Origin of the sequence: Rhizobium sp. SG_E_25_P2, from assembly GCF_029892285.1 — a bacterium.
In the GTDB taxonomy this organism is placed as follows: domain Bacteria; phylum Pseudomonadota; class Alphaproteobacteria; order Rhizobiales; family Rhizobiaceae; genus Rhizobium_E.
In genome coordinates, this window is the sequence record NZ_JARXVM010000016.1 from 33,538 (window position 1) to 58,680 (window position 25,143).

Sequence of the window (25,143 nt, forward strand, 5' to 3'; positions counted from 1 at the left end):
TCATTGAGATAGCAAGACCGAGGTTTCCCTCCAAGCATTGCGCGCATGTCGATCGAATTCCGCCGCAATGATGGCAGGACCGGCAATTTGCTATTCGATTCAAGGCGCCGTTATTGAGGGTGCGAATTCCACAGGCTACCGACACCCTGATCCTTCATTTCGCCTGTGGACCACAATGTTCAAGATTTTATCGATATCGTCTCGCATCGCCGCAACATTCGCGGCTGCGCTGTTCTGCCTGTTCGGCCCCGCATTGACTGGCGGCCAGCAGGCGTGGGCAGGCAGCACTTACTGTTTCCTGTATGTCGAATTGTCTTCTGAAAATCTGGCCTATGGCGGCGCCTTCGCCGCAACCGTAACCGTCAGGCCCAATTCGACGGCGGACTGGTCCGGAAACATCGGATCGGGCACGGTCACGTTCCGTATCGAAGACGGCGCCGATCTGGGAACGACGACGCTGACGCAAGACGGGACCGAGTTCAAGGGATCCTTCAGCTTCAACACGCCGTCACCGGGCGCCTATGGTCTTGAAGCCCTCTATAGCGGCGACGATGAACTGATCGATTGCAGCACCATGCAATCGGAAACCTTTCAGGACATCAAGATCACCAAGGCCACGCCATCGCCGGTCGTCAGCCAGTCGGCAACCGAAAGCAGCCTCGGTTCAGCCGTGACGTTCACAGTCGAGGCGGCGTCTGTCGGGTCCTCTTTCTCGGCGCCGACCGGAAAGGTGACTTTTTATGCCGATGGCACCCGCCTGGGCTCTGCAAGCGTGACCGACGGAAAGGCTTCGATCTCAACCAAGAAACTCGCAAAGGGCGACCATACAATCTCGGCGCGGATCGCAAGCGACACCAATTACAAAGCCGCCGACAGCAATGTGATCACCCATTCCGTCACCGATGCTGAAGAATACCAGATACAGGCGCTGCCGGAGACAGCGCCGAAGGGCAAGATCGGAAGCAGCTATTCGCTGCAGTTCCGGGGCGCGGGCGGCGTAGCCCCCTACACCATCTCCAAAACCAGCGGTTCGCTTCCGAAAGGTCTGTCATTCTCTGGCGCGGGCCTGGTTTCTGGAACGCCGCAACAGACCGGTGATTATCCCATCACGGTGAATGTCGTAGACGCAAACGGCGTTGCCGATGACGTCAGCGTGACGATTTCCATCAATGAGGACGTGATCACGGCGCTGCCGGAAACGGCTCCCTCCGGCAAAGTCGGCGAGGCGTATAAGCTGCAGTTTCGCGCCAAGGGCGGCGTTGCGCCATATAGCTTCAAATTGACCGGGGGACAGCTCCCGAAGGGACTGATTTTTTCATCGTCCGGCCTGGTTTCGGGCGCGCCTGAAAAACAGGGTGATTTCCCGATCACCGTCCGCGCACGCGACGTCAACGGCGTGACGGATGATGTCAGCGTCGTGATTGCCATCTCGAACGGCAAGATCGTCGTCAATCCGTCGGTCGCGCCAGCGGGCGACGTTGGAACGCCCTATGTGCTGCAATTCTATGGAACCGGCGGCCAGGCGCCCTATCGCTTTGAGCTGGTGGGCGGCGCCTTGCCGAAGGGCCTTTCCATGAACAAGTCGGGCAAAGTCAGCGGATCACCGCTTGAGACCGGCAGTTTCCCGATCGAAGTCCGTGGCGCGGACAAGAATGGCCTCAAGGACCGCACCAAAGTCACCATCGTGATCGATCGGACAGCGAACACCGACGATATGGCGGGCGTTCTCGAAGCTGAGCGGCGCGCGGCCCGCAGGCTTGGTGAAAATCAGATCGACGCGGTGCTCGGCCGGCTGTCCGCCCTGCATGGATCGGAATGCATGACATCGTCGCTATCCATGAACATGAATGGCGGCGCCATCTCCAAATCCAATGCGGATACGGTCTGCGCCGAGGATTATGCGGTCTGGTTCAATGGCAATTACAGCATCGGCGAACGCGATGAGCATGGACGCCAGCCAGAACTCGACTATGGGACGGCCGGCTTGACCGCCGGCATCGACCGTCGGCTGAGCGATGCGCTGATCGTCGGCGCATCGATCGGCATGGGTTTGGATGAAACCGACATCGGCGACAGGGGCTCGCGCTCAGAAGGAAAGGCGCTGTCGATTGCCGGCTACGGGTCCTACATGTTCGCTGAACAGTCGTTCCTGGACGCCGTCGTCGGATACAACAAGCTGGATTTCAGCGCCCGCCGTTTTGTCTCTGATGATGTCTACGCCCGCTACGATCGTGACGGCGACCAACTGTTTGCGGCAGCCTCGATCAGCACGATTGCGGATATCGGCGCAATCAAGGCGACGCCCTATGGCCGTCTCAAGATCACGGCGACGAATCTGGACCAAACCCAGGAATATGGCGCAGGAGCCGACAATCTCACCTATCAGTCGTCCAGCGACTTCACGTCCGCAGCGTCAATAGGCATGACGCTGGAAAAAACCTATCTCGTCGACTTCGGGGCGGTCACACCTTTCGTCACCTTGGAGTATCAGCGCGAATTGTCCGGCGATGCGAGCCAGGACGCCTATTACACATCAGATGCAGACAGCGCCCTTTCCGCAGACCTGGACACCGTTGCGAATAATCTGGCGACCGCCCAGATCGGAGCAAGATTTGCCTTCGGCGATCAGTCCAGCCTGAACCTGTCCTATCGCGGCTCGAGCGATTTCTCGAACAACTGGATGCAATCCGTCTTCGGCCAGCTCAGCGTCAGGTTCTGATCGGGTCACGACCTCAGCGCCTGACAAAGGCTCAGCGGGCTGCGGCGATTTCGCCGCAGCCCGCATCTTTTTGGGGCGTCCAGCAGTCCGTCATCTTCTATGGAAATGGGTGATGGTCTTGCAGCGCCGCCTTAGGCAACGCGATCTGGACGCCGGTTCAGCCGACCGACGGATCGGCCTTCCGGCTCATCAGGATCTTGTCGATCCGGCGACCGTCCATGTCGATCACTTCGAATCGATAACCAAAGGCTTCGAAATGGTCGCCTTCAGCTGGACTCTTGCGCAGGCCCTGCACCACGAAGCCGGCAATGGTCTCATAGCCGTCTTCGGTGGAAAGATTATCCAGCCCGAATGTGAGCTGCATTTCGTGGATCGGCGTCCGGCCGTCGATCAACCAGGATCCGTCCTCGCGCTCGCGCACCAGGATATCGTCGATGTCGTCATAATTCGACGGCAGAATGCCGATGATGGCCTCCAGCAGGTCCGACGAGGTGATGATGCCTTCGGTGGAGCCATATTCGTCGACGATGATCGCCATATGGATATTGGCCGCCTTGAAGATCTCGAAAGCCTTCAGGCAAGTGGTCATTTCCGGAATCGTCGGAATTTCCTGCACATAGCCCTGCATCTGAAAGGCCTTCGGATTTTGCGCGGCCGCCAGCACGTCCTTGGTGCGAACGGCGCCGATGATGATGCCGTCATTGTCCTCGTCGATCACCGGATAGCGCGAATGGCCGGAATCCCGCACCAGCGCCACGACATCCTCGAAACTCGCCTTGAGATCGATGCCGACAATCTCGGTGCGATGCGTCATGATCGATTTCACAGACCGGTCGGCCAGACTGATGATCCGGCGCAGCATTTCGTGTTCGGACTTTTCGAACACGCCGCTTTCGGCGCCTTCAGCCAGCACCGCCTGCACCTCGGCTTCCGTGACCTCGTCGCTGTCCTTGGCCGCCATGCCCATCACCTTGAGCATAAACCGGGCCGAGGCTTCGAACAGATAGACGATCGGCGCAGCGATCCGCGACAGCACCGTCATCGGACCGGCGACGAAGATCGCGATAGACTCGGCGTGTCGCAGAGCGAATTGTTTGGGGATCAGTTCTCCGATGATCACGGAAAAATAGGTGATCAAAGCCACCACGATAAGCCCGGCGACAAGATGGCCATAGGGGGCAATCGCCGGAATGACGTCGAGTTCGGGGCCTAGCTTTTCGGTGATCGAAGCGCCGCCATAGGTGCCGGCCAGGATGCCCACCAGGGTGATGCCGACCTGGACCGTGGACAGGAAAGTTCCGGAATTTTCGGCGAGACCTAGAGCGCGCGCCGCGCCTGGATGTCCTTGTTTCGCCTTCTGACGGAGCAATGGCTTGCTGGCGGAAACGATCGCCATCTCGGACATGGCGAAAAACGCGTTGATCACGAGAAGGAGAAGAATGATGAAAATTTCAGTCACATGAGGCGCCAGCGCAATTTCAATTGCGGCCCAACCTAAAGCGTCGCCCTGTCATCTTCAAGATGCGGGTGCAAATTCTACCGCCTGCTTGCCGCCGGTCACCTTGTGATTGATCCGTTCGCGACCGGTGATGATCACGCGTCGCATGGCTTCTGCGGCGGCGGCGGGGTCGCGGGCGGCGATGGCGTCGACGATCAACGTGTGGGACGCCGACACTTCCGCGCCGCGTTCGTCGCCCGGCGCGGGCGACGACAATTTAAAAATCCCCACCAGCGCTGCTTCAATCAGGCTGCCGACCGTGCGCATGAACGGATTCTTCGAGGCTTCCGACACGGCGAGGTGAAAGTGCAGATCCGCAAGCGCCAGCGTCTCCGGCGTCAGTCCCTCCGCACCCATGGCGCGGGCCAGCTGGTAAAGCGCCTTGATATCGGCCTCGGTAGCGTTTTCGGCCGCCAGCGCCGCGCCATGCGGCTCAAAGGCCATGCGGATCTCGCTGAGATGGGTCAGGAAATCACCGTCGACTCCCATCTGGAAATGCCAGGTCAGCACGTCTGAATCAAACAGGTTCCACTGGTTTCTCGGCGTCACCTTGGTGCCGATGCGCGCCCTGGGCACGATCAGCCCCTTGGCGGCCAGCGTCTTCATCGCCTCTCGCAGCACAGTGCGCGAAACTTTGAAACGCTGGGCGAGTTCAGGATCGCCGGGCAATGTGGCGCCGACCGGATAATCTCCAGAAATAATCGACCGACCGAGTTCATCCACCACCTGGGCATGGCTGGTTCTCGTTTTCTTGCCGCTCAAGACGGCCTCCAGCACTCCCCTGCGCACGACGGACTCCTCACCTTTTGTTGTCGACCTTCGAGACCAGCAATATGCCTTTTTGCATAAGTATGAAGCCGAATAGCAAGAGCCCGATCACGATTTTCGTCCACCAGCTCGACAGAGTCCCGTCGAAAGTGATGTAGGTCTGGATCAGCCCTTGAATCAGCACGCCGACCAGCGTGCCCGCGACGAAACCCGCCCCGCCGGTGAGCAGCGTGCCGCCGATCACCACCGCAGCGATCGCGTCGAGTTCGACGCCCACCGTGGCGAGCGAATAGCCCGCCGATGTATAAAGAGAGTAGACCACGCCCGACAGCCCCGCGAGGAAGCCCGACAGCGCATAAATGCCGATGGTGGTCGACGCGACGGGCGCGCCCATCAGCCGCGCCGTCGCCACGCCGCCGCCCAACGCATAGACATTGGCGCCAAAGCGCGTCTTGTGGGCAATCACGATGCCGGCGAGGAACACCAGCAGCATGAGCCCGCCAATGACCGTGAAGCGTCCGCCGCCCGGCATCTTCCAATAGAAATTCTTGAGCGCCTTGTAGAATGGGTGATCAATCGGAATGGAATCGATCGACAGGACAAAGGACATGCCGCGCGCCAGAAACATGCCCGCGAGCGTGACGATGAAAGGCGGCATCTCCAGATAATGGATGATCGACCCCATCGCGGCGCCGAAAGCGGTGCTGACGCCGAGCGCGATGGCGAAAACCAGCAACGGATGCAGGCCGGTGTTCTCAAGCAGAACGGCGATCAACACGCCCGTGAAGGCGATCACCGATCCGATCGATAGGTCGATGCCGCCCGACAGGATCACGAAGGTCATGCCGACGGCGGCTATGCCGAGAAAGGCATTGTCGGTGAAAAGGTTGCCGATCACCCGCGTCGACAGGATGTTCGGGAATTGCAGCGCGCAAACCGCATAGGCAGCCAGAAAAATCAGTGTCGTCGCCGCCAGCGGCAGATATTTCGCTCTCATCCGCGGGTCTCCGTGTTGCGGGATCCGAACAGCGCGGCGACATCGGACAACCGCGGCGATTGAACGATCAGGATGATCACGATCAGGCCAGCCTTGATGATGAGGTTATATTCCGGGGGGAACCCAGAGGTGAGAATGCCGGTGTTGATCGCCTGGATGATCATCGCGCCGAGCAGTGAGCCGAGAATGGAGAAGCGGCCGCCGAGCAGCGAATTGCCGCCCACCACCACCGCCAGGATGGCGTCGAGCTCCAGCCAGAGGCCGGCATTGTTGGCGTCGGCGCCCTTGATGTCGGCGGCGACGATCAGACCGGCGATCGCCGCGCAAAGGCCCGACAGCGCATAGACCAGCACGATGAGGGCCGTGGTCTTGACGCCCGAAAGACGGCTGGCGCGCAGGTTGACGCCGATCGCCTCGATGAGCAGGCCGAGTGCTGAGCGCCGCGCGAGCAACGCCGCCGCCGCCCCGAACAGGACCCAGATCACCACCGGCATCGGCATTCCGAATGCCGATCCGCTGCCGATGAAAATCAGGCCAGGTTCATTGAAGGTGAGGATTGCGCCTTCGGTGATCAATTGCGCCACGCCCCGTCCCGCGACCATCAGCACCAGCGTCGCAATGATCGGCTGGATGTTGAGCACAGAGACGAGAATTCCGTTCCAGACGCCGCAGACCAGCCCGACTGAAAGCGCCAGCGCCAGGGTGACGACGAGCGACTGGCTGCTGGTGATGGCGGCGGCGGCCACCGCGCCGCAGATGGCCACGACCGCGCCGACCGAGAGATCGATGCCCTTGGTGGCGATGACCAGCGTCATGCCGACCGCGACCAGCGCCACCGGCGCGCCGCGATTGAGCACGTCGATGATGCTGCCATAGAGACGGCCGTTCTGGAATGTCACGTTGAAGAAATCGGGAAACAGGATGACATTAAGCAGAAGCACGATGCCAAGCGTGATGATTTGGGGAAGAATGCGGCGGATCATGACGTCAGACCCTTTTCGTTATGCGTCCCGGCGATGGCGTCGACGATGCCGGTCGCAGTCATCTGCTCGCCGGTCAATTCGGCGACATGCTCATGATCGCGCAGCACGCGGATGCGCTGGCTATAGGCGATGAGTTCATCGATCTCCGAGGAGATCACGGCAAGCGCCATGCCCCTCTCGCAGAGATCGCGGATGAGCTTGATGATTTCGGCATGCGCGCCGACATCGATGCCGCGGGTGGGCTCGTCCAGGATCAGCAATGTGGGATTGGTCGCCAGCCAACGGGCCAGGATCGCCTTTTGCTGATTGCCGCCCGACAGCAGCTTGATGGGCTTTTCGCGCCCGTCGGTGCGGATATCGAGCGCCTGTATATAATGATCGGCCAGTTCGTTCTGCTCGGATCGCGAAAGCGGCTTGGCCCAGCCGCGTCGCGCCTGCAGCGCCAGAATGATATTCTCGCGCACCGAGAGATCGCCGATAATGCCGTCGGTCTTGCGGTCCTCCGGGCAGAAGCCGAAGCCATGGGAAATTGCGTCTTGCGGCGAGACGATGGCGGCAGCCTTGCCGTCGATCTCCACCGCGCCCTGGTCGGCGCGGCGCACGCCGAACATCACTTCAGCGGTTTCTGTCCGCCCGGAGCCAAGAAGGCCCGCAAGACCGACCACTTCGCCTCGTCCGATATCGAGATCGAACGGCTTGATGTCGCCGCGGCGGCCAAGCCCTTTGAAGCGGAACCGCGCTTCGACGTCCGCCTTGCGCGCGGGAGCGTGATGGCTGGTTTCCTCGGTCAGTTCGCGGCCAAGCATCATCGCTACGAGGTCCTTGCGCGGCAGATCCGCCAGGCGCCGCGCGCCGACGAGCTTGCCGTTGCGCAGCACCGTCACGCGGTCGCTCAGCGCATAGACCTGTTCGAGAAAATGGGTGATGAACACGATGCCCAGACCCTTGCGGCGGAGATCGTCGACGATGCCGAACAGCACCTCGACTTCCTGCGCGTCGAGACTGGCGGTCGGCTCGTCGAGGATCAGCACCTTGCCCGAGAGATCGACGGCGCGGGCGATGGCGACGATCTGCTGCACCGCGACCGAAAAGCTGGACAACGGTTGGCGCACGTCGATATCGAGGCCGTAACCGGCGAGAAGCGCGCTGGATCGATCGTTCATTTCGCTGCTGCGGACCAGTCCGAAACGCCGCGGTTGCCGGTTGAGGAACATGTTTTCGGCGACCGTCAGGTTCGGCAGGAGGTTGACCTCCTGATAGACGGTGCCGACGCCCAGCCTCTGGGCTTCGAATGTATCGCGGGGATCGATAGAAGCCCCGTCGAGCACGATGTCGCCTGCGTCGCGTCTGTACGCGCCGGTCAGGCATTTGACGAGGGTGGATTTTCCGGCGCCATTTTCGCCGAGCAGCGCCATCACCTCGCCTGCCATCAGGGAGAAATCAACGGCGTCGAGCGCCTTGGCGCCCAGGAATGTCTTCGTCACGCCGCGCGCTGAAAGCAGCGGCTTTGTTTCAGCAGTCATGCGATACGCTCCGGCCGGCAACGCCATCCGCCGTGAAAGGCGGATGGCGAGCGTGCTCGATTGAGACCGCGCCGCCGGACAAAAATCCGGCGGCGCGGCGGCAGATCAATAGCCGAGGTCTTTCTTGGATTCGTAGACCTTCTGCGGATCGTCAGCCTGGGTGTAGAGCTTGGATTCCGTCTGGATCCACTTCGGCGGCTCTTTCTTGTCCTTGAGATAGGCGTCGAGAGCGTCGAAGGCCGGGCCGGCCATGTTCGGGGTCAGTTCGACGGTGGCGTTGGCTTCACCGGCCGCCATGGCCTTGAAGATATCCGGAACCGCGTCGATCGACACGACGAGAATATCGGTGCCCGGCTTCAGGCCGGCTTCCTTGATGGCTTCGATGGCGCCGACGGCCATATCGTCATTGTGGGCATAGAGCGCGCAGATGTTCTTGCCGCCGTTTTCAGCCTTCAGGAAGCTTTCCATGACTTCCTTGCCCTTGGTGCGGGTGAAGTCGCCGGTCTGAGAGCGGATGATCTTCAGGTTGTCATGGCCGGCAATGGCCTGTTCGAAGCCATTTTTGCGGTCGATGGCCGGGGACGAACCGGTCGTGCCCTGGAGTTCGACGATGTTGCAGGGCTTGTCCTTGGCGGTGTCGACCAGCCACTTGCCCGCGACCGAGCCTTCATGCACGAGGTCAGACGTCACCGCAGTCAGGTAAAGGCCCTTGTCGCTGTCGACGGTGCGGTCGAGCAGGATCACAGGAATATTGGCGTCCTTGGCTTCGGACAGCACGTCGTCCCATCCCGTCGCGACCACCGGAGCCACGAAGATGGCGTCGACGCCCTGGGCGATGAAGGAACGGATCGCCTTGATCTGGTTTTCCTGCTTCTGCTGCGCATCGGCGAATTTGAGATCGATGCCGCGCTTCTCGGCTTCCTGCTTGGTCACCGTCGTTTCGGCCGCGCGCCAACCGGATTCCGATCCGATCTGCGAGAACCCCACGGTCAGAGCCATGGCCTGACCGGCGGCGAAAAACGAGACAGCAAGAGCCGTGGCGCTCGCGAGCGCTTTGAACTTATTCATGATTTCCTCCCAAATGATGGCTGCTCCACCAGCCGCGCTCAAAAAATCATACAATAATATTTTTGTAAAGCAGCCATTTTCCCAAATGGGCTTTGCAAGCTCCAGATGTATAAAAACGCTCGGCTTTTTTTGCTTGCGTTCATTTTGGCCGCTTCTAGGAAAGGCCATTTTAACGCTTGCCACGCCGCCCGGCGCATGAGTAAAAGCCTAGACCCTCGTCCGGCCACCGCGTCCGGGCGCGCTCTTTGGTGAGGGCGGACAAGACAACAATTTGGGAAGCCAATGCTCGAACTTCTGCGCAAAGCCGCGAAAACCTGGGTCGCGAAGGCCCTGCTCATCCTTCTCGTCGCCTCCTTCGGCATATGGGGCGTCCACAGTTCGATGTTTGCGGGCGCCAATGACGCCGTCGTGACCGTTGGCGACCAGCGAGTCTCCAATTCGGAATTCCAGTTTACCTTCAATAGCGTCTACAACCAGATGCAGAGGAGCATTCCTGGACTGACGCTGGAGCAGGCGAAGATGTTCGGTCTTGAAAACACGGTTTACGGCCAGCTGGCCTCGGCCGCGTCCCTCGATCAACTCGCTTCCGACATGAAGCTCGGCATGTCCGAAGGACGTCTCTTGCAGCTCATTCAGGAAGAGCCGGCCTTCAAGGATGAATCCGGCGGCTTCAGCCGTCAGTTGATGGAGCGCCGTCTTTACGACGCGCGGATCCGCGTCGAAGACTATATCAAGAACAAGGAGCGCGAGGCCGTGCGCGTCCAGATCGCCGATGCGGTGGGCAATGGCTTCACGCCGCCCGCAACGCTCACCAAGGCGCTCGAGGATTTCAGCAATGAACGCCGCACGATCGATTACCTGATCCTGACCAACGCCAATATCGACCCTGTCGGCGCGCCGACGGATGCGTCGCTGGCAAAGTGGTTCGAAGACAACAAGGGCAAATATCGCGCGCCGGAATATCGCAAGATCACTTTCGTCAAGCTAGAGCCCTCCGACATTGCCGATCTCACGGCCGTCAGCGACGAAGACGTGAAGGCCGACTACGACCAGCATCTCGACGCCTATCGCACCCCCGAAACCCGCACCATCGAGCAGTTGACCTTTGCCGACAAGGCGCTGGCCGACGCCGCGGCCGCCAAGCTTGCGTCCGGCTCGACCTTCGACCAGTTGGTGACCGAACAAGGCAAGACCGCGACCGACGTGCTGCTCGGCGATTTCGCCCGCGACAAGATGCCGACGCCAGCCATGGCGGAGGCTGCGTTCGCGGTGAAGACCGAAGGCGGCGTCACGCCGGTGACCGAGGGCCTGCTCGGCCCCGTCATCCTGCGCATCACCAATATCAAGCCTGAGGTCGTCAAGCCGCTCGATGCGGTGAAGGACGATATCCGCAAGCAATTGGCGCTTGTGCGGGCCAATGACGAGATCCAGAGCGTGCATGACCGTTTCGAAGACGCGCGCGCGTCCGGTTCGACCCTGGCGGAGGCCGCGGGTCAGCTGCAGCTGAAGCCGGTGACGATCAATGCCGTTGATGCGAGCGGTCGCGATGCGTCGGAAAAGGACGTCGCCAACCTGCCTGAAGCGTCCCGCCTGCTGACGGAAGCCTTCAAGACCGACGAAGGCGTCGAACCGTTGCCGCTCGATTTGCCCAATGGCGGCTATGTGTGGTTCGAAATCAACGGTGTCACGCCCGAGCGCGACCGCAAGGTCGAAGAAGTCCGCGCCAAGGTCGTCGACGACTGGACGCGGGAGCAACAGCAGCTGGCGCTCGCCAAGAAGGCCGAGGAGATTTCCAAGCAGGTTCGCGACGGCGCCAAGATGGCCGATGTCGCCGCTCAGCTGAAGATCGCCGTCGAGTCTAAGGCCGACATCAAGCGCGGCATGGATGACGCTGTGCTCGGCGCCGCCGCGATCAATGCCGCCTTCGGTGGTCCGGAGGGTTTTGTGACCGCCGCAGCCGGCGCTGACGGACAGAGCCAGATTGTCCTGAAGGTCACCGACGTGCAGAACACGCCGCCGGCGGATGCCCTGTCGAACAATGCCGAGCAAATCAAGCAGGCCGCCGCGCGCGCTGGCGATGATTTTCTCGATCAGCTTGTCGGCGAATTGCAGGCCGAATATGGCGTGTCGGTCAACCGCACGCTCGCAAACCAGTTGATGGTCCGCTAATCCGGGGGAACAGCCATGGCCGATCTGAAGCCCTATCTCGCCAAGGTGGCGGCTGGTCAGCCGCTCGCGGCGGACGACTCCCGGGCCGCCTTCGACATCATCATGTCGGGCGGCGCGACGCCCAGCCAGATCGGCGCTTTCCTGATGGGCCTGCGCGTTCGCGGCGAAACGGTGGAGGAAATCCAGGGCGCCGTCAGCACCATGCGCGACAAGATGCTGACGGTCGAAGCGCCTGACAACGCCATCGACATCGTCGGCACCGGCGGCGATGGCGCGCATACCTACAATATCTCGACGCTGGCCTCGATCATCACGGCCGGCGCAGGCGTACCGGTGGCCAAGCATGGCAACCGCGCCCAGAGCTCGAAATCCGGCACGGCCGACGCTTTGTCGGCGCTCGGCGTCAAGCTCGACATCACGCCCGACATCACGGCGCGGTGCATCGCGGAAGCCGGTATCGGCTTCATGTTCGCCCAGCAGCATCATTCCGCCATGCGCTTCGTGGGTCCCACCCGCGTGGAGCTCGGCACGCGCACCATCTTTAACCTGCTCGGCCCGCTGTCCAATCCCGCCGGCGTCAAGCGTCAATTGCTCGGCGTTTATGCGCCGCAATGGCTGCGCCCGGTCGCCGAAGCGCTGAAGGGCCTAGGCTCGACCGATGTCTGGGTTGTGCATGGCGACGGTCTCGACGAGATCACCTTGACGGGCGAAACGCAGGTCGTCGCGCTCAAGGACGGCGAGATCCGCGAATTCACGCTGACGCCATCCGATTTCGGCATGCAGCCGATCACGCTCGACGAGATTCGCGGCGGCGACGGCGAACACAATGCCGGCGCGCTGCGCGCGATTCTCGATGGCGCGACCAACGCCTATCGCAATATTTCCGTCGCCAACGCCGCCGCCGCTCTTGTCGTCGCCGGCAAGGCGAAGGATATCGCCGAGGGTGTGACGCTCGCCGAACAGTCGCTGTCATCAGGCTCGGCCCGGGCCGCGCTCGACCGGCTGATCGCTGTTTCCAATTCGTGAGGCTGACATGGCCGATATTCTGAAGAAGATCGAACTCTACAAGCGCCAGGAAATTGACGCGGCCATGGCCTCGGTGTCGCTTGATGATCTCAAGGCGAAGATCAACGGCGTCAACTCCCCTCGCGGCTTTCTCGCAGCACTTGAGAAAAAGCGCGACGCAGGCCTTTACGGCCTGATCGCCGAAATCAAGAAAGCCAGCCCGTCCAAGGGCCTGATCCGCGCCGATTTCGATCCGCCGGCGCTGGCCAAGGCCTATGAGCAGGGCGGCGCCGCCTGCCTGTCGGTGCTGACGGATGGACCGAGTTTCCAGGGCGCGCCGGAATTTCTCACCGCCGCCCGCGCGGCCTGCGCCCTGCCCGCTTTGCGCAAGGATTTCCTCTTCGTTCCCTATCAGGTCTATGAAGCGCGCGCCTGGGGCGCCGATTGCATCCTGATCATCATGGCGTCGCTCACCGACGACGAGGCGAAGGCGCTCGAAGACGCCGCTTTTGAGCTCGGCATGGACGTGCTGATCGAAGTGCATGACGAAGCCGAGATGGAGCGGGCTCTCAGGCTCACGTCGCGAATGATCGGCGTCAACAACCGCAATCTCCGCAGTTTCGAGGTCGACCTCGCCACCTCTGAGCGGCTTGCAGGCATGGTCCCAAGCGATCGGCTGCTGGTCGGCGAAAGCGGCATCTTCACGCTTGACGATTGCGACCGGCTCAAGGCCTCGGGCATCTCGACCTTCCTGGTCGGCGAAAGCCTGATGCGAAAAGCCGATGTGACCGCCGCAACCCGCGAGCTCCTCGGCCTCGCCTCGCCTTCGGAAGCCGCCTGACATGAGCGAGAGCCTCACCCATATCGGCGCGTCCGGCGAGGCTCATATGGTCGATGTCGGCGACAAGACGGAAACGTCCCGTATCGCCGTGGCCGAGGGCGCGGTGCGCATGCGCGCCGACACGCTCACACTCATTCTCTCCGGCGACGCCAAGAAAGGCGACGTGCTGGGCACAGCCCGGCTCGCCGGAATCATGGCGGCCAAGAAGACGTCGGATCTCATTCCGCTCTGCCATCCGCTGATGATCAGCAAGGTGACGGTCGACATCACGCCGGACGCCGATCTGCCAGGCCTGCGCGTCGAGGCCATGGTCAAGCTGACCGGCAAGACCGGCGTGGAGATGGAAGCGTTGACCGCCGTGTCTATCGCCTGCCTCACCATCTATGACATGGCCAAAGCCGCCGACAAGGCGATGGAAATCATCGACATCAGGCTGAAGAGCAAGTCCGGCGGCAAATCCGGCGACTTCATTCGAGACGCAGGCTAAGATGGCCGGGCCGCTGATCCCGGTCGAAGAGGCGCAAGCCCGCCTGCTCGCTGCAGCCAGGCCCATCGAGATATGTGAGACGCTGCCGATCTGGGACGCCGATCAGCGCGTGCTGGCCGAGCCCGTGATCTCACGCCTGACACAGCCGCCTTTCGACGCCTCCGCCATGGATGGCTACGCCTTCAGGCGCGGCGACGTCTCGGAGATCGGCGATACGCTCACTGTCATAGGCGAATCGGCGGCAGGCCGCTCCTTTGCAGGAATGGTCGGGGCCGGCCAGGTCGTGCGCATCTTCACCGGCGCGCCCGTGCCGAAAGGCGCTGACACCGTGCTGTTGCAGGAAGACGCGATCCGGCGCGACGATGGGCGAATAGAACTGACCTTCCTGCCGGATCTCGGCCGTCATATCCGCCCGCGCGGGCAGGATTTCGCTGAAGGCGAAGTCGTGCTGGCGGAAGGACTGCTGCTCGATCCCGGTCGGCTGATGCTGGCTGCGGCATCGAACCATGCCGACGTCAGCGTCTACAAGCGCCCGCTCGTGGGCGTCATCGCCACGGGCGATGAGTTGCGCGAGCCCGGCAGCGAGCTTGGCCCAGACCAGATCGTCGCATCAAGCGTCTTCGCCATCGCGGCGCTGGCGCGCCGAGCCGGGGCGGATGTCGAGACATTTGGAATCGTCGCCGATGATCCCAAGGCGATCACTGCCGCGGTCGAACGCGCCAAGGCGCGCGGTGTTGACGTCATCGTTACGCTCGGCGGCGCCTCTGTCGGTGATCATGATCTCGTCCAGTCGACGCTGATCGATCTCGGCATGCGGCTCGATTTCTGGCGCATCGCCATGCGGCCGGGCAAGCCGCTGATGGTCGGCGCGCTCGGCGAGATCCAGGTGCTCGGCCTGCCGGGCAATCCCGTCTCCAGCATGGTCTGCGGTCTGTTGTTCCTCGAGCCGCTGCTGGCGAAGCTCGCGCGGCGCTCGCCGCCGGATCGGCTGGCGACGGCGATCACCGACACCGATCTCGCCGCCAATGACCATCGACAGGATTATTTGCGCGCAAGGCTGCATCACAGTGACGACGGCCGGCTGGTTGTTCGCTCCTACGGCAAGCAGGATTCCTCGCAGATGAAGATCTTCGCCAATTCCGAGGCGCTGATCATCCGCGCGCCGAACGCTCCTGCCCTTGCCGCGGGCAGCCTGTGCCCGATCCTGATGCTGCGCGCCGGCGATTAATGCTGTTACACCATCTCAATCAATAAACTTGTCCTCACGCCAGTCATAGGCGCGGTGCCGCTGCCAGGGGCGGCTGATCGTGTCGAGCGCCGGCAGGTCCTTCAACGTCTCGTCCTCAACATGGATTTCCAGTGTGCCCGTGCGGCGGAGGCTCGCGAGTGTGATCAACCGGGCGCCAGACCGGCAGTCCTTGAAACCGAGCCGAACCGGGGCGACCACGATCTCGAAAGCGTCACAGGCCGGACCGGCGAAGGCTGCGCGCGTGATGACGACGACGGCAATGTCGTCGGTGACGCGGCCGGCGCAAAAGCCGTTTTTCTCGCATAGGAACCGGCTCGGCGGCAGCGCGGCCTTCATCGCGCCCATCCGCTCCAGGATCGCGGCAGGATCGACCGGCGGCGCATCCCGGTTCGGTCGTGGCAGCGCCAGAATGTCCGACATCTCGGGCTTGTCGATCCTGTCCAGCCCGAGCGCCCGCCGCCATTGATCGATGATGAAGGCTTCCGGCTTTGGTTCGCTGACCGCGATCCCATCACCGGTGGTCAAGCCAAGCAGCCGGCCGTTTTCATGGATGATGAGACGAGGGGCCGATTGCCCGGGCGCCGCCGCCAGCGCCGCTCCGGCAGCAAGGCATATTCCAACGCCGGCGAGGCGAAGCCGGCTTTTGAAAAGCGCCGCGACACAAAGACCGGCGGTCATGCTTAGAAAAAACCAGCCAGGCAGACGTCCCGTCACCCAGTCGCCGCCAAGCGACGCAGCCCAATGCGCCACGCCGATCACCCAGCCGAGCCCTAGCCCCATGATCTCGAGCGGCAGCCAGTCGAGACCCAGTGGCATCAGCAGCAACGCGATCAGTCCGCAGGGCATCACGACGAAGGAGATCACCGGCATGGCCAGCAGATTGGCCAGAAGCCCCCAGGCGGCAAGGCGATGGAAATGCTCGGCTGAGAACAGCGCGGTCGAGAGGCCGCCGATCAGCGACGTCGCGAAGACGCCGAGAAAGAAGCGCCACATCGGCGCAACCGGGCGCAGAAGCGGCATAACGTCCACCAAAGACGGGCCTGCGTCGCGCCGCAACCAGGCGGAATAGCCGACCACCAAGGCGATGGTGGCGGCGTAGGACATCTGAAAGCCCGGCCCGAGCAAGGCCGATGGCGTGATCGCGAGAATGATCATCGCCGACATCGCCACATTGCGCAGATTGATGGCGCGCCGGCCGGATATCGCCGCGATCAGCATGATCGCCATCATTACATAGGCGCGCTCCGCCGACACCGCGAAGCCTGAAATCATGAAATAACCGGTGACGGTGACGAGCGCGCCAAACGCGGCGATGCGCTTGACCGGCCATGTATGAGCAATGCGTTGCGACAGACTGAGCGCCATGCGCAGGCCGACGAAAAACAGACCGGCGGCAAGCGCCATGTTGAGTCCCGAGATCGCCACGATATGGGCGAGCCCCGACAGGCGCAGCGCCTCTGTCGTCTCCTTGGATATCGCCCGCCGGTCATCTGTCACCATCGAGGCGGCGAAGGCGCCGACGTCTCCAGCCAATACAGAGCGAATCCGGGCGCTGATCGCCAGCCGAAGAGGCTCGATCCAGCCGAACATGCGCTCGAACGGGCCGTCTTCAACCGCATAAGACGGTGCGGACCAAGGCTGGGGCGCGCCAAAAAAATACCCTTGCGCGCCAACGCCCGAGAAATAGGCGTCGAAGGCGAAATCATTGAGGCCGTAAAGCGCAGGCCCCGACGGGGGCGCAAGACGCGCCCTGCCCTCAATCCCGGCTCCGAGCGCGATCGCCGCGCCGCGCCCGCCGGTGATCGTCACGATATCTGGAGGGCGCTTTAGCCTGGGCTCAACGGTCTCCAGGACGCGGATGCGATAACGCCAGCGGCCCCTCCCATCTGCTTCCCGCGTTTCCACGCGCCCGCGGATCGTGGTGGTCACAGGACTGTCGAGAAGCACCGAATCGACGCGCCGGCACTCCCAGTCTGCTGCGCATGCGCCTGCGGCCATCAGGAACAGCGCGGTCGCGAAAGAGCGCGCGCCATGACGATCGCGGCTTATCAGCGCGGTGGAGATCCCGGTGACGATGAGAACGATCGCCAGAGCCAGGAGTGACGGGGTCTCCGGGCGTGAAAACCACAGCGCCGCGCCTGTCCCGAACAGGACCGGCGCCCAGAGGAAACCATGGCCGAAATCCGCCTCCATGCGAGCGCCGGCGCGGAACGCCTCGACAAGTGGGGCGGTCGAAAGCCAGCCTGAGCGGGCCGCCATGGGTGTTTCCGCAAACAATTCCCCCGGCTGCGACAGCGCGCGGGGCAAGAACCGCGAGTCGAGATCTGGATCGCCCTGATCAATCCATCGCGTCGCTTGTTTTTCCGTCTCGCCTGCCTCAGTCATCTCGCCGGCCCCCGGCAGAGACTGCAACCGATGTTTGCAAATTTCAACGTAAAAACGCCGACTCGGATATTTGATCAATGTTGAACGAAGTGCGAACCGATTTAATCCATTCTCACAAAAATTTTCTTTGATTTCCGGGTTTTGCAGTGCCAAAACCTCAACTGCATCGCAGCAATACCTCTTTGGTATGGTTGGCTTTGTTCAAGAAATCAGATAGCAAAAGCGCGCAATGAAATTGTGGCGGCTTTGTGGCTGCATCCCTATCCTGAACGGAGGATATTATGGCTGATAAGAAAGCGGTTATTTCGCTCGACGGCAAACAAGTTGAGCTCAACGTCCGATCGGGATCGATCGGGCCTGACGTCGTCGACATCGCGCCGCTCTACAAAGCTGCAAACGCCTTCACCTATGACCCGGGCTTCACCTCCACGGCGTCCTGCGAATCCAAGATCACCTATATCGATGGCGACGAAGGCGTGCTGCTGCATCGCGGCTATCCGATCGACCAGCTCGCCGAACAGGGCGATTTCCTCGAAGTCTGCTACCTGCTTCTTTATGGCGAATTGCCGACGGCGATCCAGAAGAAGGATTTCGACAATCGCGTCACGCGCCACACCATGGTGCATGAACAGATGAGCCGCTTCTTCACCGGCTATCGTCGCGACGCCCACCCGATGGCCGTCATGTGCGGCACGGTCGGCGCGCTCTCGGCCTTCTACCACGACTCGACCGACATCACCGATCCGCATCAGCGCATGGTCGCTTCGCTGCGCATGATCGCCAAGATGCCGACGATCGCGGCCATGGCCTACAAATACCATATCGGCCAGCCCTTCGTGTATCCGAAGAACGATCTCGATTACGCCGCCAACTTCCTCAACATGTGCTTCGCTGTGCCTTGCGAAGAGTACAAGGTGAACCCGGTTCTGGCCCGCGCCATGGACCGTATTTTCATCCTGCACGCCGACCATGAGCAGAACGCCTCGACCTCGACCGTGCGTCTCGCCGGCTCTTCGGGCGCCAATCCCTTCGCCTGCATCGCCGCCGGCATCGCCTGCCTCTGGGGTCCCGCCCATGGCGGCGCCAACGAAGCCGCGCTCAACATGCTGGCCGAGATCGGTTCGGTCGACCGCATTCCTGAATATGTCGCCAAGGCCAAGGACAAGAACGACCCGTTCCGTCTGATGGGCTTCGGCCACCGCGTCTATAAAAACTACGATCCGCGCGCCAAGATCATGCAGAAGACCTGCCATGAAGTGCTCGGCGAACTCGGCGTCAAGGACGATCCGTTGCTCGAAGTGGCGATGGAGCTTGAGCGCATTGCTCTCTCCGACGAATATTTCATCGAGAAGAAGCTCTACCCGAACATCGACTTCTATTCCGGCATCACGCTGAAGGCGATGGGCTTCCCCACCGAGATGTTCACCGTTCTGTTCGCGCTCGCCCGCACCGTCGGCTGGGTCGCCCAGTGGAACGAAATGATCGAGGATCCGCAGCAGCGCATCGGCCGTCCGCGCCAGCTCTATGTCGGCGCCCCGCCCCGGGATTACGTGCCGGTTTCCAAACGCTGAACCGCGCTAATTTCATCATGATCGAGCCGGGCCTTTCGGGGCCCGGTTTTTTTATGCCGTCTTTTCCATGGGCGCAAAAAAGCCCGCGCCAGCCAGATCGGCGGCGCGGGCTTTTGAAATACTAGACTGAGGCCAGATCAGAGATCGACGTCGAGGATCGCCATGGAGAAATTGTAGGACAGGTCACCGTCCTCGTCGTCCTTGTAGATCACGCCCAGGAATTCATCGCCCAGATAAACTTCGGCCGAGTCGTCCTTGCGCGGGCGCGCCTTGACCGAGATTTCCGGGTTCAGCGTCTTCTTGAAATAGGCTTCGAGTTTCTTGAGTTCTTCGGCTTTCAAAGCTCTTGCTCCATATTCGCGATCGGATGGCGGCGCTTGTGCCATGCCGGGGCGTGCGCCGCAAGCGAGACCTCCGCCTTTGCCACGGCTTTATTCGAAGCTCGTCAACAAATGATCCATGGAGCGCGAAGGTTCCGAGCAACCGGCCTCTCCGATCACCCGCGCCGGCACACCCGCCACCGTTGTCTTGGGCGGCACGGGTTTCAGCACCACCGATCCGGCGGCCACGCGCGAGCATTTGCCGATCTGGATATTTCCGAGCACTTTTGCGCCCGCGCCGATCAGAACGCCATCGGCCACCTTGGGATGGCGGTCGCCGCTTTCCTTGCCGGTGCCGCCCAGCGTTACGCCCTGCAGGATCGAGACATTGTCTCCGATCACCGCCGTTTCACCGACGACGAGGCCGGTGGCGTGATCGAGGAAGAAGCCTTTGCCGATGCGGGCAGCGGGGTTGATGTCGGTCTGGAACACGCTCGACGACCGGCTCTGCAGATACAGAGCGAAATCCTTGCGTCCCTGCTTCAGCAGCCAATTCGCCAGGCGATGGGTCTGGATGGCGTGAAAGCCCTTGAAATACAGAACCGGCTCTATGTAGCGGGTGCAGACAGGATCGCGGTCGTAATAGGCCTGAATGTCGACCCGAATGATGCGCGCCCATTCCGGCCAATCCGTCAGCATTTCCTCGAATGCGGCGCGCAGCAGCACCGAGGGGATATCGGCGTGATCGAGACGCTCGCTGATGCGATAGATCACGCAGTCTTCGAGTGTCTTGTGATTGATGATCGTCGAATAGAGAAAAGTTCCGAGAACAGGATCCTTTTCGGCCGCATGCCGCGCTTCCAAGCGCAGTTCATCCCAAATCGGGTCCATCGTCTTGACCGACTCGTTTGCGCGGATTTCGAATGTGGCAGCCATTTCAGGCTCTCCTTGAGCTTCCTCGAGACCGGCAATATAGGTCATCTCGGCGTCCATTGAAATGGGGGGAGCGAGGGAATGGAATTGGAGTTTGCAGAGGGTAAAATCCGCCTGGCGCTCGACATGGATGTGGCGCGTCTGCGCATCTGCCAGCCGGCGCGTCTCAACGCGCTCAACCTCGCAATGTGGCGGGCGCTGCCAGAGGCGATCGGCTCTGCGATCGATCAGCAGGCTCGCGTCATTCTCCTGTCCGGCGACGGCGCACATTTCTCGGCCGGCGCCGATATTTCGGAATTCTCGGAGGTCAGAAAGGACGCTGAAAGCGCCCGTCTATATGAAAGCGTCAATGTCGACGCTTTCGCGGCGGTCCGCCGATCACCCATCCCGGTGATCGCGCTGATTTCCGGATCCTGCCATGGCGGCGGCTTCGGGCTGGTTGCGGCGGCCGATCTTCGGCTCGCAACCGAAGATGCGCGCTTCTCCGTGCCGCCTGCCGGGCTTGGTCTGGCGTATCCGGCGTCCGCCATGCGCGACATCGCGCTGGCCCTCGGCCAGCAGCAGGCGCGCCAGATGCTGTATACGGGAGAGACGAGGAGCGCGAGCGACATGCTGGCCTCGGGCTTTCTTCTCTCGACGCATCCTGACCTGCAGGCTCTGCACGCCGCCGCAGCAGCGCTCACTGAGCGTATCGCCGGCAACGCGCCCTTGTCGATCCGCGCCGCCAAACTGGCTCTGCGCGCTGCGGCCGAGGACGACGCCGGTCTCGAGCGGGACGCCGATCACCTGGGCGCCGCCACGTTCGAGAGCGAAGATTACGCCGAAGGACGGCGCGCCTTCGCCGAAAAGCGCCGGCCAAACTTCATCGGCCGGTGACAAGGACTGGCGTCAGCCGTCGAGGTCCTGATAGAAATCGAGCGCCGCCTGTTTGAACACGCGATCTCCGACCGCGAGCATATGATCACGCCCCGGAATGTCCACGGCGCGTCCATCGGGCAGAAGCGCCGCCAGCCGATGCGGATCGCCGGCGATGTCGTCTTTGGTCCCCACCGCAATCAACACCGGCTGCAGGATCCGGGCGACTTCGGCCTCCGTGACCAGCACGCGGTTGGAGGAGATGCAGGCCGCCAGAGCCAGGCGGTCGCTGCCCGTCTTGTCGGCGAAGGCGCGAAACATCCGTCCGCGTTCATGCGTGACGTCGTCGAGCGAGGGCGCGAGGAGCGCATCGGCGATCGGGTCCCAGTCGCCTACCCCTTCGATGAGACCGAAGCCCAGACCGCCCCAGATCAGCGAACGCACCCGTTCTGGATGGTTGAGCGCCAGGAAGCTCGAAATCCGCGCGCCCATGGAATAGCCCATCACATCCGCCTTCCCGATGCCGAGATGATCGAGCAACGCGGCCGAATCGCCCGCCATCAGCGCCGGGTGATAGGCGGCCGGATCATGCGGCTTGCCGCTGTCGCCATGGCCGCGATTATCGAGGGCGATCACCCGCCTGCCCGCTTTCAGAAGCGTCTGCACCCAGCCGGGATGAACCCAGTTGACCAGCGCCGAAGAGGCGAATCCATGGATCAGCAGCACGGGCGCTACGTCGCGCGGACCGACGTCGAAATAGGCGAAGTCCAGATCGGAATGGTGAAAACGGGAGAATTCGGGAAGGGTCTGATGCATGGCGGAATCGGTCTCGGCTAGATTTTTATGCCCATTGAGGCGGCTTGCGGCTTTTTGACCCTACACATTTATCGTCCGAGAGATTATGTTGCGGCACGAAATAGAATTGCCTTCGGAGACATGCATGGCTGGGCACAGCATTCCGCACTTCCAGAATGACGGCGGATACAAGACGATCAATATCGGGGTCAAGGAATTCATGTGCACCGGCGCGTCTGCGCCGTATGATCACCCGCATATTTTCATCGATATGGGCGACGAGAACGAAAAGATCTGTTCCTATTGCTCGACCTTGTATCGCTACGATCCGTCGCTCAAGGCCAACCAGTCCAATCCGGCCGGTTGCGTCTTTATCGAGCGCGCCGCGTAACGCATTGTTGCGTCCCGCATGAGGGCGCGAAGACAGGATTTCAATCGAACATGAAAACCGTCGCTATCGTCGGCGCCGGCATTGCTGGACTCGTGAGCGCCCTCGCCTTCGCCCGCAAGGGCGTGTCCTGCTTGGTCGTGGAAAAGGCGTCGCGGCTCCAGGAAGTCGGCGCTGGCCTCCAGCTCTCTCCCAACGCCACTTATATCCTCAGCCAGCTTGGCCTCGAAGAGAAATTGCGCCCGGTCTGGCGCGAGCCCGACAATATCTGCCTTGTGTCCGGCTCCACGCTCGCGCCGCTCGCCTCGATTTCGGCCAAGCAACTGGCGGCCACGCGGTGGGGCTCTCCCTACGCCGCGATTCATCGCGCCACGCTGCAGAAAGCCCTGCTCGAAGCCGTCTCCGATCATCCGTTAATCGATCTGCGCCTGTCGGCCGGCTACGAAGCCTCGGACGCGCTGGCCTCGGCGCTCGGCGCGGCGCCGGACCTTACGATCGGCGCCGATGGCGTCTGGTCGCGTTTCCGCGCGTCTATTCCTTCTGCCGGCAAGCCGGAATTTTCCGGCATGGTCGCCTGGCGGTTCATCATTCCGCAAAAGGACGCGCCGTCGTTCCTCAATCCGCGCAATGTGACCGCCTTTGTCGGCCCCCGCGCCCATATCGTCGCTTATCCCCTGCAGGACGCGGGCGCCTTCAATGTCGTGGCGCTGTCGAGCGGGGCCAATCCCGGCGAAACCTGGGCGGCCGATTGCAATCCCACCCATCGCAACGAGATGACGACGCAATTCGCCGGCTGGCATCGCGATATCAGGACGCTTTTGTCTTATGCGCCGAAACCGACCTGGTGGCCGCTGTTTGGCGTCTCCGAAGGCCGCTGGACCGATGGCCGCGACAGGGTGCTGATCGGCGACGCCGCGCATGCCATGACGCCGTTCGCGGCCCAGGGCGCCGCCATGGCGATCGAAGACGCCTATGAACTGGCGGGCATCGCCACCGCTCGGGTCGATCTCGCCGACGCGCTGGCCTTTTTCGAGCGCAACCGTCAGGCGCGCATCGCCCGGGTCCGTTCTCGCGGCGCCTTCAACAAATTCGCCTATCACGCGCGCGGCCCAGTTCGGGTCGCCCGCGACCTGGTGCTAAAGCTGCGCAAGCCCGAAAGCGTCGCGGCCGATCTCGACTGGCTTTACGGCTACAAGGCGCCGGGCTGAACGCCCGGCTTCCTTTCTGTGGTTAAATCTCCGCCGCCGCCCGGAAGCCGGCTTCGAGGTCGCGCTGGAGATCGGCGACATCCTCAAGCCCGATCTGCAGGCGGATCAGCGCGCCGCCTTCGGGCGCCTTGCGGATCTTGCGGTCGCCGAGATTGACAGGCACGGCGAGGCTTTCATAGCCGCCCCAGGAATAGCCGAGACCAAACAGTGTCAGACGATCGAGAAAGGCATGCGCGCGCGCCTTGGCCTTTTCAGGCTCTGATTTCAACACAAAGGAAAACACGCCTGACGCGCCCTTGAAGTCGCGCTTCCAGATGGCGTGGCCGGCAAAGCTCGGCAGAGCCGGATGCAGCACGGAGGCGACGTCGTCGCGGCTCTCCAGCCATTGAGCGACCTTTATCGCGCTCTCCTGATGACGCTCCAGCCTGACACCCATGGTCCTGAGACCGCGCAGGATCTGGTAGGCGTCGTCGCCGCCGACGCACAGGCCCATCACCAGATTCATTTCGTCGATCGCCGGCCACAGCTTGTCGTTCGCCGAAACTGTGCCCATCAACACGTCGGAATGACCCGAGGGATATTTGGTCGCCGCATGGATCGAAATATCGACGCCGAAATCGAGCGGCTTGAAATAGAGCGGCGTCGCCCAGGTATTGTCCATCGACACGATTGCGCCGGCGGCATGGGCAGCGTCGGCGATTGAGCGCACATCCTGCATTTCGAACGTGTTCGACCCCGGCGCTTCGAGATGCACGAGCCGTGTGTTGGGACGGATCAGGCTCGTTATGCCCGCGCCGATCTCTGGATCGTAATATTCGGTCTCCACGCCCATGCGCGCGAGCACCGTTCCACAGAAACGCCGCGTGGGAAAATAGACCGAATCGACCACCAGAATGTGATCGCCCGGCCGGAGCACAGCGAGAAACGGCACGGTGATCGCGGCAAGCCCGGAGGCCAGCAAAATCGTGCCCGCCGATCCCTCCAGTTCGTTGATCGCGGCGCAGAGCGCATCTGTGGTCGGCGTTCCGTGCGTGCCATAGGTGTAGGACTGCCCGCTGGTTTCAAGCGTGCGGGAGTCCGGAAACAACACCGTCGAGGCGTGTACGACCGGCGGATTGACGAAGCCGTGATAGTCGCGCGGACTATAGCCCTGATGCGCGAGCCGCGTATTGATGCCCATTTCACCCTCGCCGACGTCCTTGACCATGCTTTATCTCCATCAATGCTGAAGCTGGATTTCCACAGGCCGGGCTTTTTGGTCAAGCGCGACGCCCCGCGTTTTCGCGGCATAATGCCGTCCTTGGTCGAAAACGCAAAAAAATTCGCCTAATGGCCTATTTAATAGGTCCAGATCTGCACATTTTTCCGGAAACAGGGATGT

21 protein-coding genes are annotated in these 25,143 nt (G+C 61.9%); 10 read left to right on the plus strand and 11 right to left on the minus strand.

Going from position 1 to position 25,143, the window contains the following annotated elements; genetic code table 11:
* Positions 1-175: 175 nt before the first annotated feature.
* Complete coding sequence (locus M2360_RS20085; RefSeq protein ID WP_280777104.1) at positions 176-2,719, plus strand: autotransporter domain-containing protein; 2,544 nt, start codon at positions 176-178, stop codon at positions 2,717-2,719.
* A 157-nt stretch (positions 2,720-2,876) separates the two neighbouring features.
* Here the strand turns inward: M2360_RS20085 and M2360_RS20090 are convergent, their stop codons facing one another.
* The 6 genes from M2360_RS20090 to ytfQ all read right to left on the minus strand — a co-directional run bounded on the left by M2360_RS20090 (position 2,877) and on the right by ytfQ (position 9,556).
* Complete coding sequence (locus M2360_RS20090; RefSeq protein WP_280777105.1) at positions 2,877-4,178, minus strand: hemolysin family protein; 1,302 nt, start codon at positions 4,176-4,178, stop codon at positions 2,877-2,879.
* A gap of 57 nt (positions 4,179-4,235) precedes the next feature.
* Positions 4,236-5,006 (minus strand): FadR/GntR family transcriptional regulator, encoded by a 771-nt coding sequence (locus M2360_RS20095; protein WP_280777106.1) that lies wholly within the window; start codon positions 5,004-5,006, stop codon positions 4,236-4,238.
* 10 nt (positions 5,007-5,016) lie between these two features.
* A complete protein-coding gene (gene yjfF, locus M2360_RS20100; protein WP_280777107.1) occupies positions 5,017-5,982 on the minus strand; it encodes a galactofuranose ABC transporter, permease protein YjfF in 966 nt (321 codons plus the stop codon).
* Complete coding sequence (locus M2360_RS20105; RefSeq protein WP_280777108.1) at positions 5,979-6,965, minus strand: ABC transporter permease; 987 nt, start codon at positions 6,963-6,965, stop codon at positions 5,979-5,981. Before M2360_RS20105 ends, yjfF begins: the two co-directional genes overlap by 4 nt.
* Positions 6,962-8,488 carry a galactofuranose ABC transporter, ATP-binding protein YtfR gene (gene ytfR, locus M2360_RS20110; RefSeq protein ID WP_280777109.1) on the minus strand — a complete coding sequence of 509 codons (1,527 nt, stop codon included), beginning with the start codon at positions 8,486-8,488 and terminating at the stop codon, positions 6,962-6,964. Before ytfR ends, M2360_RS20105 begins: the two co-directional genes overlap by 4 nt.
* Positions 8,489-8,593: 105 nt before the next feature.
* Positions 8,594-9,556 carry a galactofuranose ABC transporter, galactofuranose-binding protein YtfQ gene (ytfQ, locus tag M2360_RS20115; RefSeq protein WP_280777110.1) on the minus strand — a complete coding sequence of 321 codons (963 nt, stop codon included), beginning with the start codon at positions 9,554-9,556 and terminating at the stop codon, positions 8,594-8,596.
* Positions 9,557-9,838: 282 nt separating this feature from the next.
* Here ytfQ and M2360_RS20120 point away from each other — a divergent pair, with 282 nt between their 5' ends.
* From M2360_RS20120 to glp, 5 genes are read left to right on the plus strand one after another with little or no spacing between them, the layout of a single operon-like run.
* Complete coding sequence (locus M2360_RS20120; protein WP_280777111.1) at positions 9,839-11,725, plus strand: peptidylprolyl isomerase; 1,887 nt, start codon at positions 9,839-9,841, stop codon at positions 11,723-11,725.
* Positions 11,726-11,740: 15 nt separating this feature from the next.
* Positions 11,741-12,751, plus strand: a complete 1,011-nt coding sequence (trpD, locus tag M2360_RS20125) for an anthranilate phosphoribosyltransferase (RefSeq protein WP_280777112.1) — start codon at positions 11,741-11,743, stop codon at positions 12,749-12,751.
* A gap of 7 nt (positions 12,752-12,758) precedes the next feature.
* Positions 12,759-13,571 carry an indole-3-glycerol phosphate synthase TrpC gene (trpC, locus tag M2360_RS20130; protein ID WP_280777113.1) on the plus strand — a complete coding sequence of 271 codons (813 nt, stop codon included), beginning with the start codon at positions 12,759-12,761 and terminating at the stop codon, positions 13,569-13,571.
* A 1-nt stretch (position 13,572) separates the two neighbouring features.
* Positions 13,573-14,058, plus strand: coding sequence for a cyclic pyranopterin monophosphate synthase MoaC (gene moaC / locus M2360_RS20135; protein WP_280777114.1), 486 nt, complete (start codon positions 13,573-13,575; stop codon positions 14,056-14,058).
* Position 14,059: 1 nt separating this feature from the next.
* On the plus strand, positions 14,060-15,286 hold the full coding sequence (glp, locus tag M2360_RS20140) for a gephyrin-like molybdotransferase Glp (RefSeq protein ID WP_280777116.1): 1,227 nt from the start codon (positions 14,060-14,062) through the stop codon (positions 15,284-15,286).
* 15 nt (positions 15,287-15,301) lie between these two features.
* Here glp and M2360_RS20145 read toward each other — a convergent pair whose 3' ends face one another.
* Positions 15,302-17,566 carry a ComEC/Rec2 family competence protein gene (locus M2360_RS20145; protein ID WP_280777118.1) on the minus strand — a complete coding sequence of 755 codons (2,265 nt, stop codon included), beginning with the start codon at positions 17,564-17,566 and terminating at the stop codon, positions 15,302-15,304.
* Positions 17,567-17,973: 407 nt separating this feature from the next.
* On the opposite strand from M2360_RS20145, the gene gltA reads away from it, so the two are divergent.
* On the plus strand, positions 17,974-19,263 hold the full coding sequence (gene gltA, locus M2360_RS20150) for a citrate synthase (protein WP_280777119.1): 1,290 nt from the start codon (positions 17,974-17,976) through the stop codon (positions 19,261-19,263).
* Positions 19,264-19,400: 137 nt separating this feature from the next.
* On the opposite strand, the gene M2360_RS20155 is transcribed toward gltA, so the two are convergent.
* Both M2360_RS20155 and cysE read right to left on the minus strand, forming a co-directional pair.
* Positions 19,401-19,604 (minus strand): DUF3126 family protein, encoded by a 204-nt coding sequence (locus M2360_RS20155; RefSeq protein ID WP_280777120.1) that lies wholly within the window; start codon positions 19,602-19,604, stop codon positions 19,401-19,403.
* Positions 19,605-19,694: 90 nt separating this feature from the next.
* Complete coding sequence (cysE, locus tag M2360_RS20160) at positions 19,695-20,519, minus strand: serine O-acetyltransferase (protein WP_280777121.1); 825 nt, start codon at positions 20,517-20,519, stop codon at positions 19,695-19,697.
* A 78-nt stretch (positions 20,520-20,597) separates the two neighbouring features.
* On the opposite strand from cysE, the gene M2360_RS20165 reads away from it, so the two are divergent.
* Entirely contained in the window at positions 20,598-21,392 is a 795-nt protein-coding gene (locus M2360_RS20165; RefSeq protein ID WP_280777122.1) for an enoyl-CoA hydratase-related protein, read from the plus strand.
* A gap of 12 nt (positions 21,393-21,404) precedes the next feature.
* Here M2360_RS20165 and M2360_RS20170 read toward each other — a convergent pair whose 3' ends face one another.
* A complete protein-coding gene (locus tag M2360_RS20170; RefSeq protein WP_280777123.1) occupies positions 21,405-22,187 on the minus strand; it encodes an alpha/beta fold hydrolase in 783 nt (260 codons plus the stop codon).
* A gap of 124 nt (positions 22,188-22,311) precedes the next feature.
* Here M2360_RS20170 and M2360_RS20175 point away from each other — a divergent pair, with 124 nt between their 5' ends.
* Both M2360_RS20175 and M2360_RS20180 read left to right on the plus strand, forming a co-directional pair.
* Positions 22,312-22,557, plus strand: coding sequence for a zinc-finger domain-containing protein (locus M2360_RS20175; RefSeq protein ID WP_280777124.1), 246 nt, complete (start codon positions 22,312-22,314; stop codon positions 22,555-22,557).
* 50 nt (positions 22,558-22,607) lie between these two features.
* Complete coding sequence (locus tag M2360_RS20180; RefSeq protein WP_280777125.1) at positions 22,608-23,762, plus strand: FAD-dependent monooxygenase; 1,155 nt, start codon at positions 22,608-22,610, stop codon at positions 23,760-23,762.
* A gap of 22 nt (positions 23,763-23,784) precedes the next feature.
* On the opposite strand, the gene M2360_RS20185 is transcribed toward M2360_RS20180, so the two are convergent.
* Positions 23,785-24,969 (minus strand): cystathionine beta-lyase, encoded by a 1,185-nt coding sequence (locus M2360_RS20185; protein WP_280777126.1) that lies wholly within the window; start codon positions 24,967-24,969, stop codon positions 23,785-23,787.
* Between the last annotated feature and the right edge of the window lie 174 nt (positions 24,970-25,143).

Excerpts from the sequence above, each read along its gene's own strand:
- M2360_RS20085 (WP_280777104.1), top strand. The coding sequence starts at position 176 with ATGTTCAAGATTTTATCGATATCGTCTCGCATCGCCGCAACATTCGCG.
- yjfF (WP_280777107.1), bottom strand. The coding sequence starts at position 5,982 with ATGAGAGCGAAATATCTGCCGCTGGCGGCGACGACACTGATTTTTCTG.
- M2360_RS20105 (WP_280777108.1), bottom strand. The coding sequence starts at position 6,965 with ATGATCCGCCGCATTCTTCCCCAAATCATCACGCTTGGCATCGTGCTT.
- ytfR (WP_280777109.1), bottom strand. The coding sequence starts at position 8,488 with ATGACTGCTGAAACAAAGCCGCTGCTTTCAGCGCGCGGCGTGACGAAG.
- ytfQ (WP_280777110.1), bottom strand. The coding sequence starts at position 9,556 with ATGAATAAGTTCAAAGCGCTCGCGAGCGCCACGGCTCTTGCTGTCTCG.
- M2360_RS20120 (WP_280777111.1), top strand. The coding sequence starts at position 9,839 with ATGCTCGAACTTCTGCGCAAAGCCGCGAAAACCTGGGTCGCGAAGGCC.
- trpD (WP_280777112.1), top strand. The coding sequence starts at position 11,741 with ATGGCCGATCTGAAGCCCTATCTCGCCAAGGTGGCGGCTGGTCAGCCG.
- trpC (WP_280777113.1), top strand. The coding sequence starts at position 12,759 with ATGGCCGATATTCTGAAGAAGATCGAACTCTACAAGCGCCAGGAAATT.
- moaC (WP_280777114.1), top strand. The coding sequence starts at position 13,573 with ATGAGCGAGAGCCTCACCCATATCGGCGCGTCCGGCGAGGCTCATATG.
- glp (WP_280777116.1), top strand. The coding sequence starts at position 14,060 with ATGGCCGGGCCGCTGATCCCGGTCGAAGAGGCGCAAGCCCGCCTGCTC.
- M2360_RS20145 (WP_280777118.1), bottom strand. The coding sequence starts at position 17,566 with ATGGCGGCCCGCTCAGGCTGGCTTTCGACCGCCCCACTTGTCGAGGCG.
- gltA (WP_280777119.1), top strand. The coding sequence starts at position 17,974 with ATGGCTGATAAGAAAGCGGTTATTTCGCTCGACGGCAAACAAGTTGAG.
- cysE (WP_280777121.1), bottom strand. The coding sequence starts at position 20,519 with ATGGCTGCCACATTCGAAATCCGCGCAAACGAGTCGGTCAAGACGATG.
- M2360_RS20165 (WP_280777122.1), top strand. The coding sequence starts at position 20,598 with ATGGAATTGGAGTTTGCAGAGGGTAAAATCCGCCTGGCGCTCGACATG.
- M2360_RS20170 (WP_280777123.1), bottom strand. The coding sequence starts at position 22,187 with ATGCATCAGACCCTTCCCGAATTCTCCCGTTTTCACCATTCCGATCTG.
- M2360_RS20175 (WP_280777124.1), top strand. The coding sequence starts at position 22,312 with ATGGCTGGGCACAGCATTCCGCACTTCCAGAATGACGGCGGATACAAG.
- M2360_RS20180 (WP_280777125.1), top strand. The coding sequence starts at position 22,608 with ATGAAAACCGTCGCTATCGTCGGCGCCGGCATTGCTGGACTCGTGAGC.
- M2360_RS20185 (WP_280777126.1), bottom strand. The coding sequence starts at position 24,969 with ATGGTCAAGGACGTCGGCGAGGGTGAAATGGGCATCAATACGCGGCTC.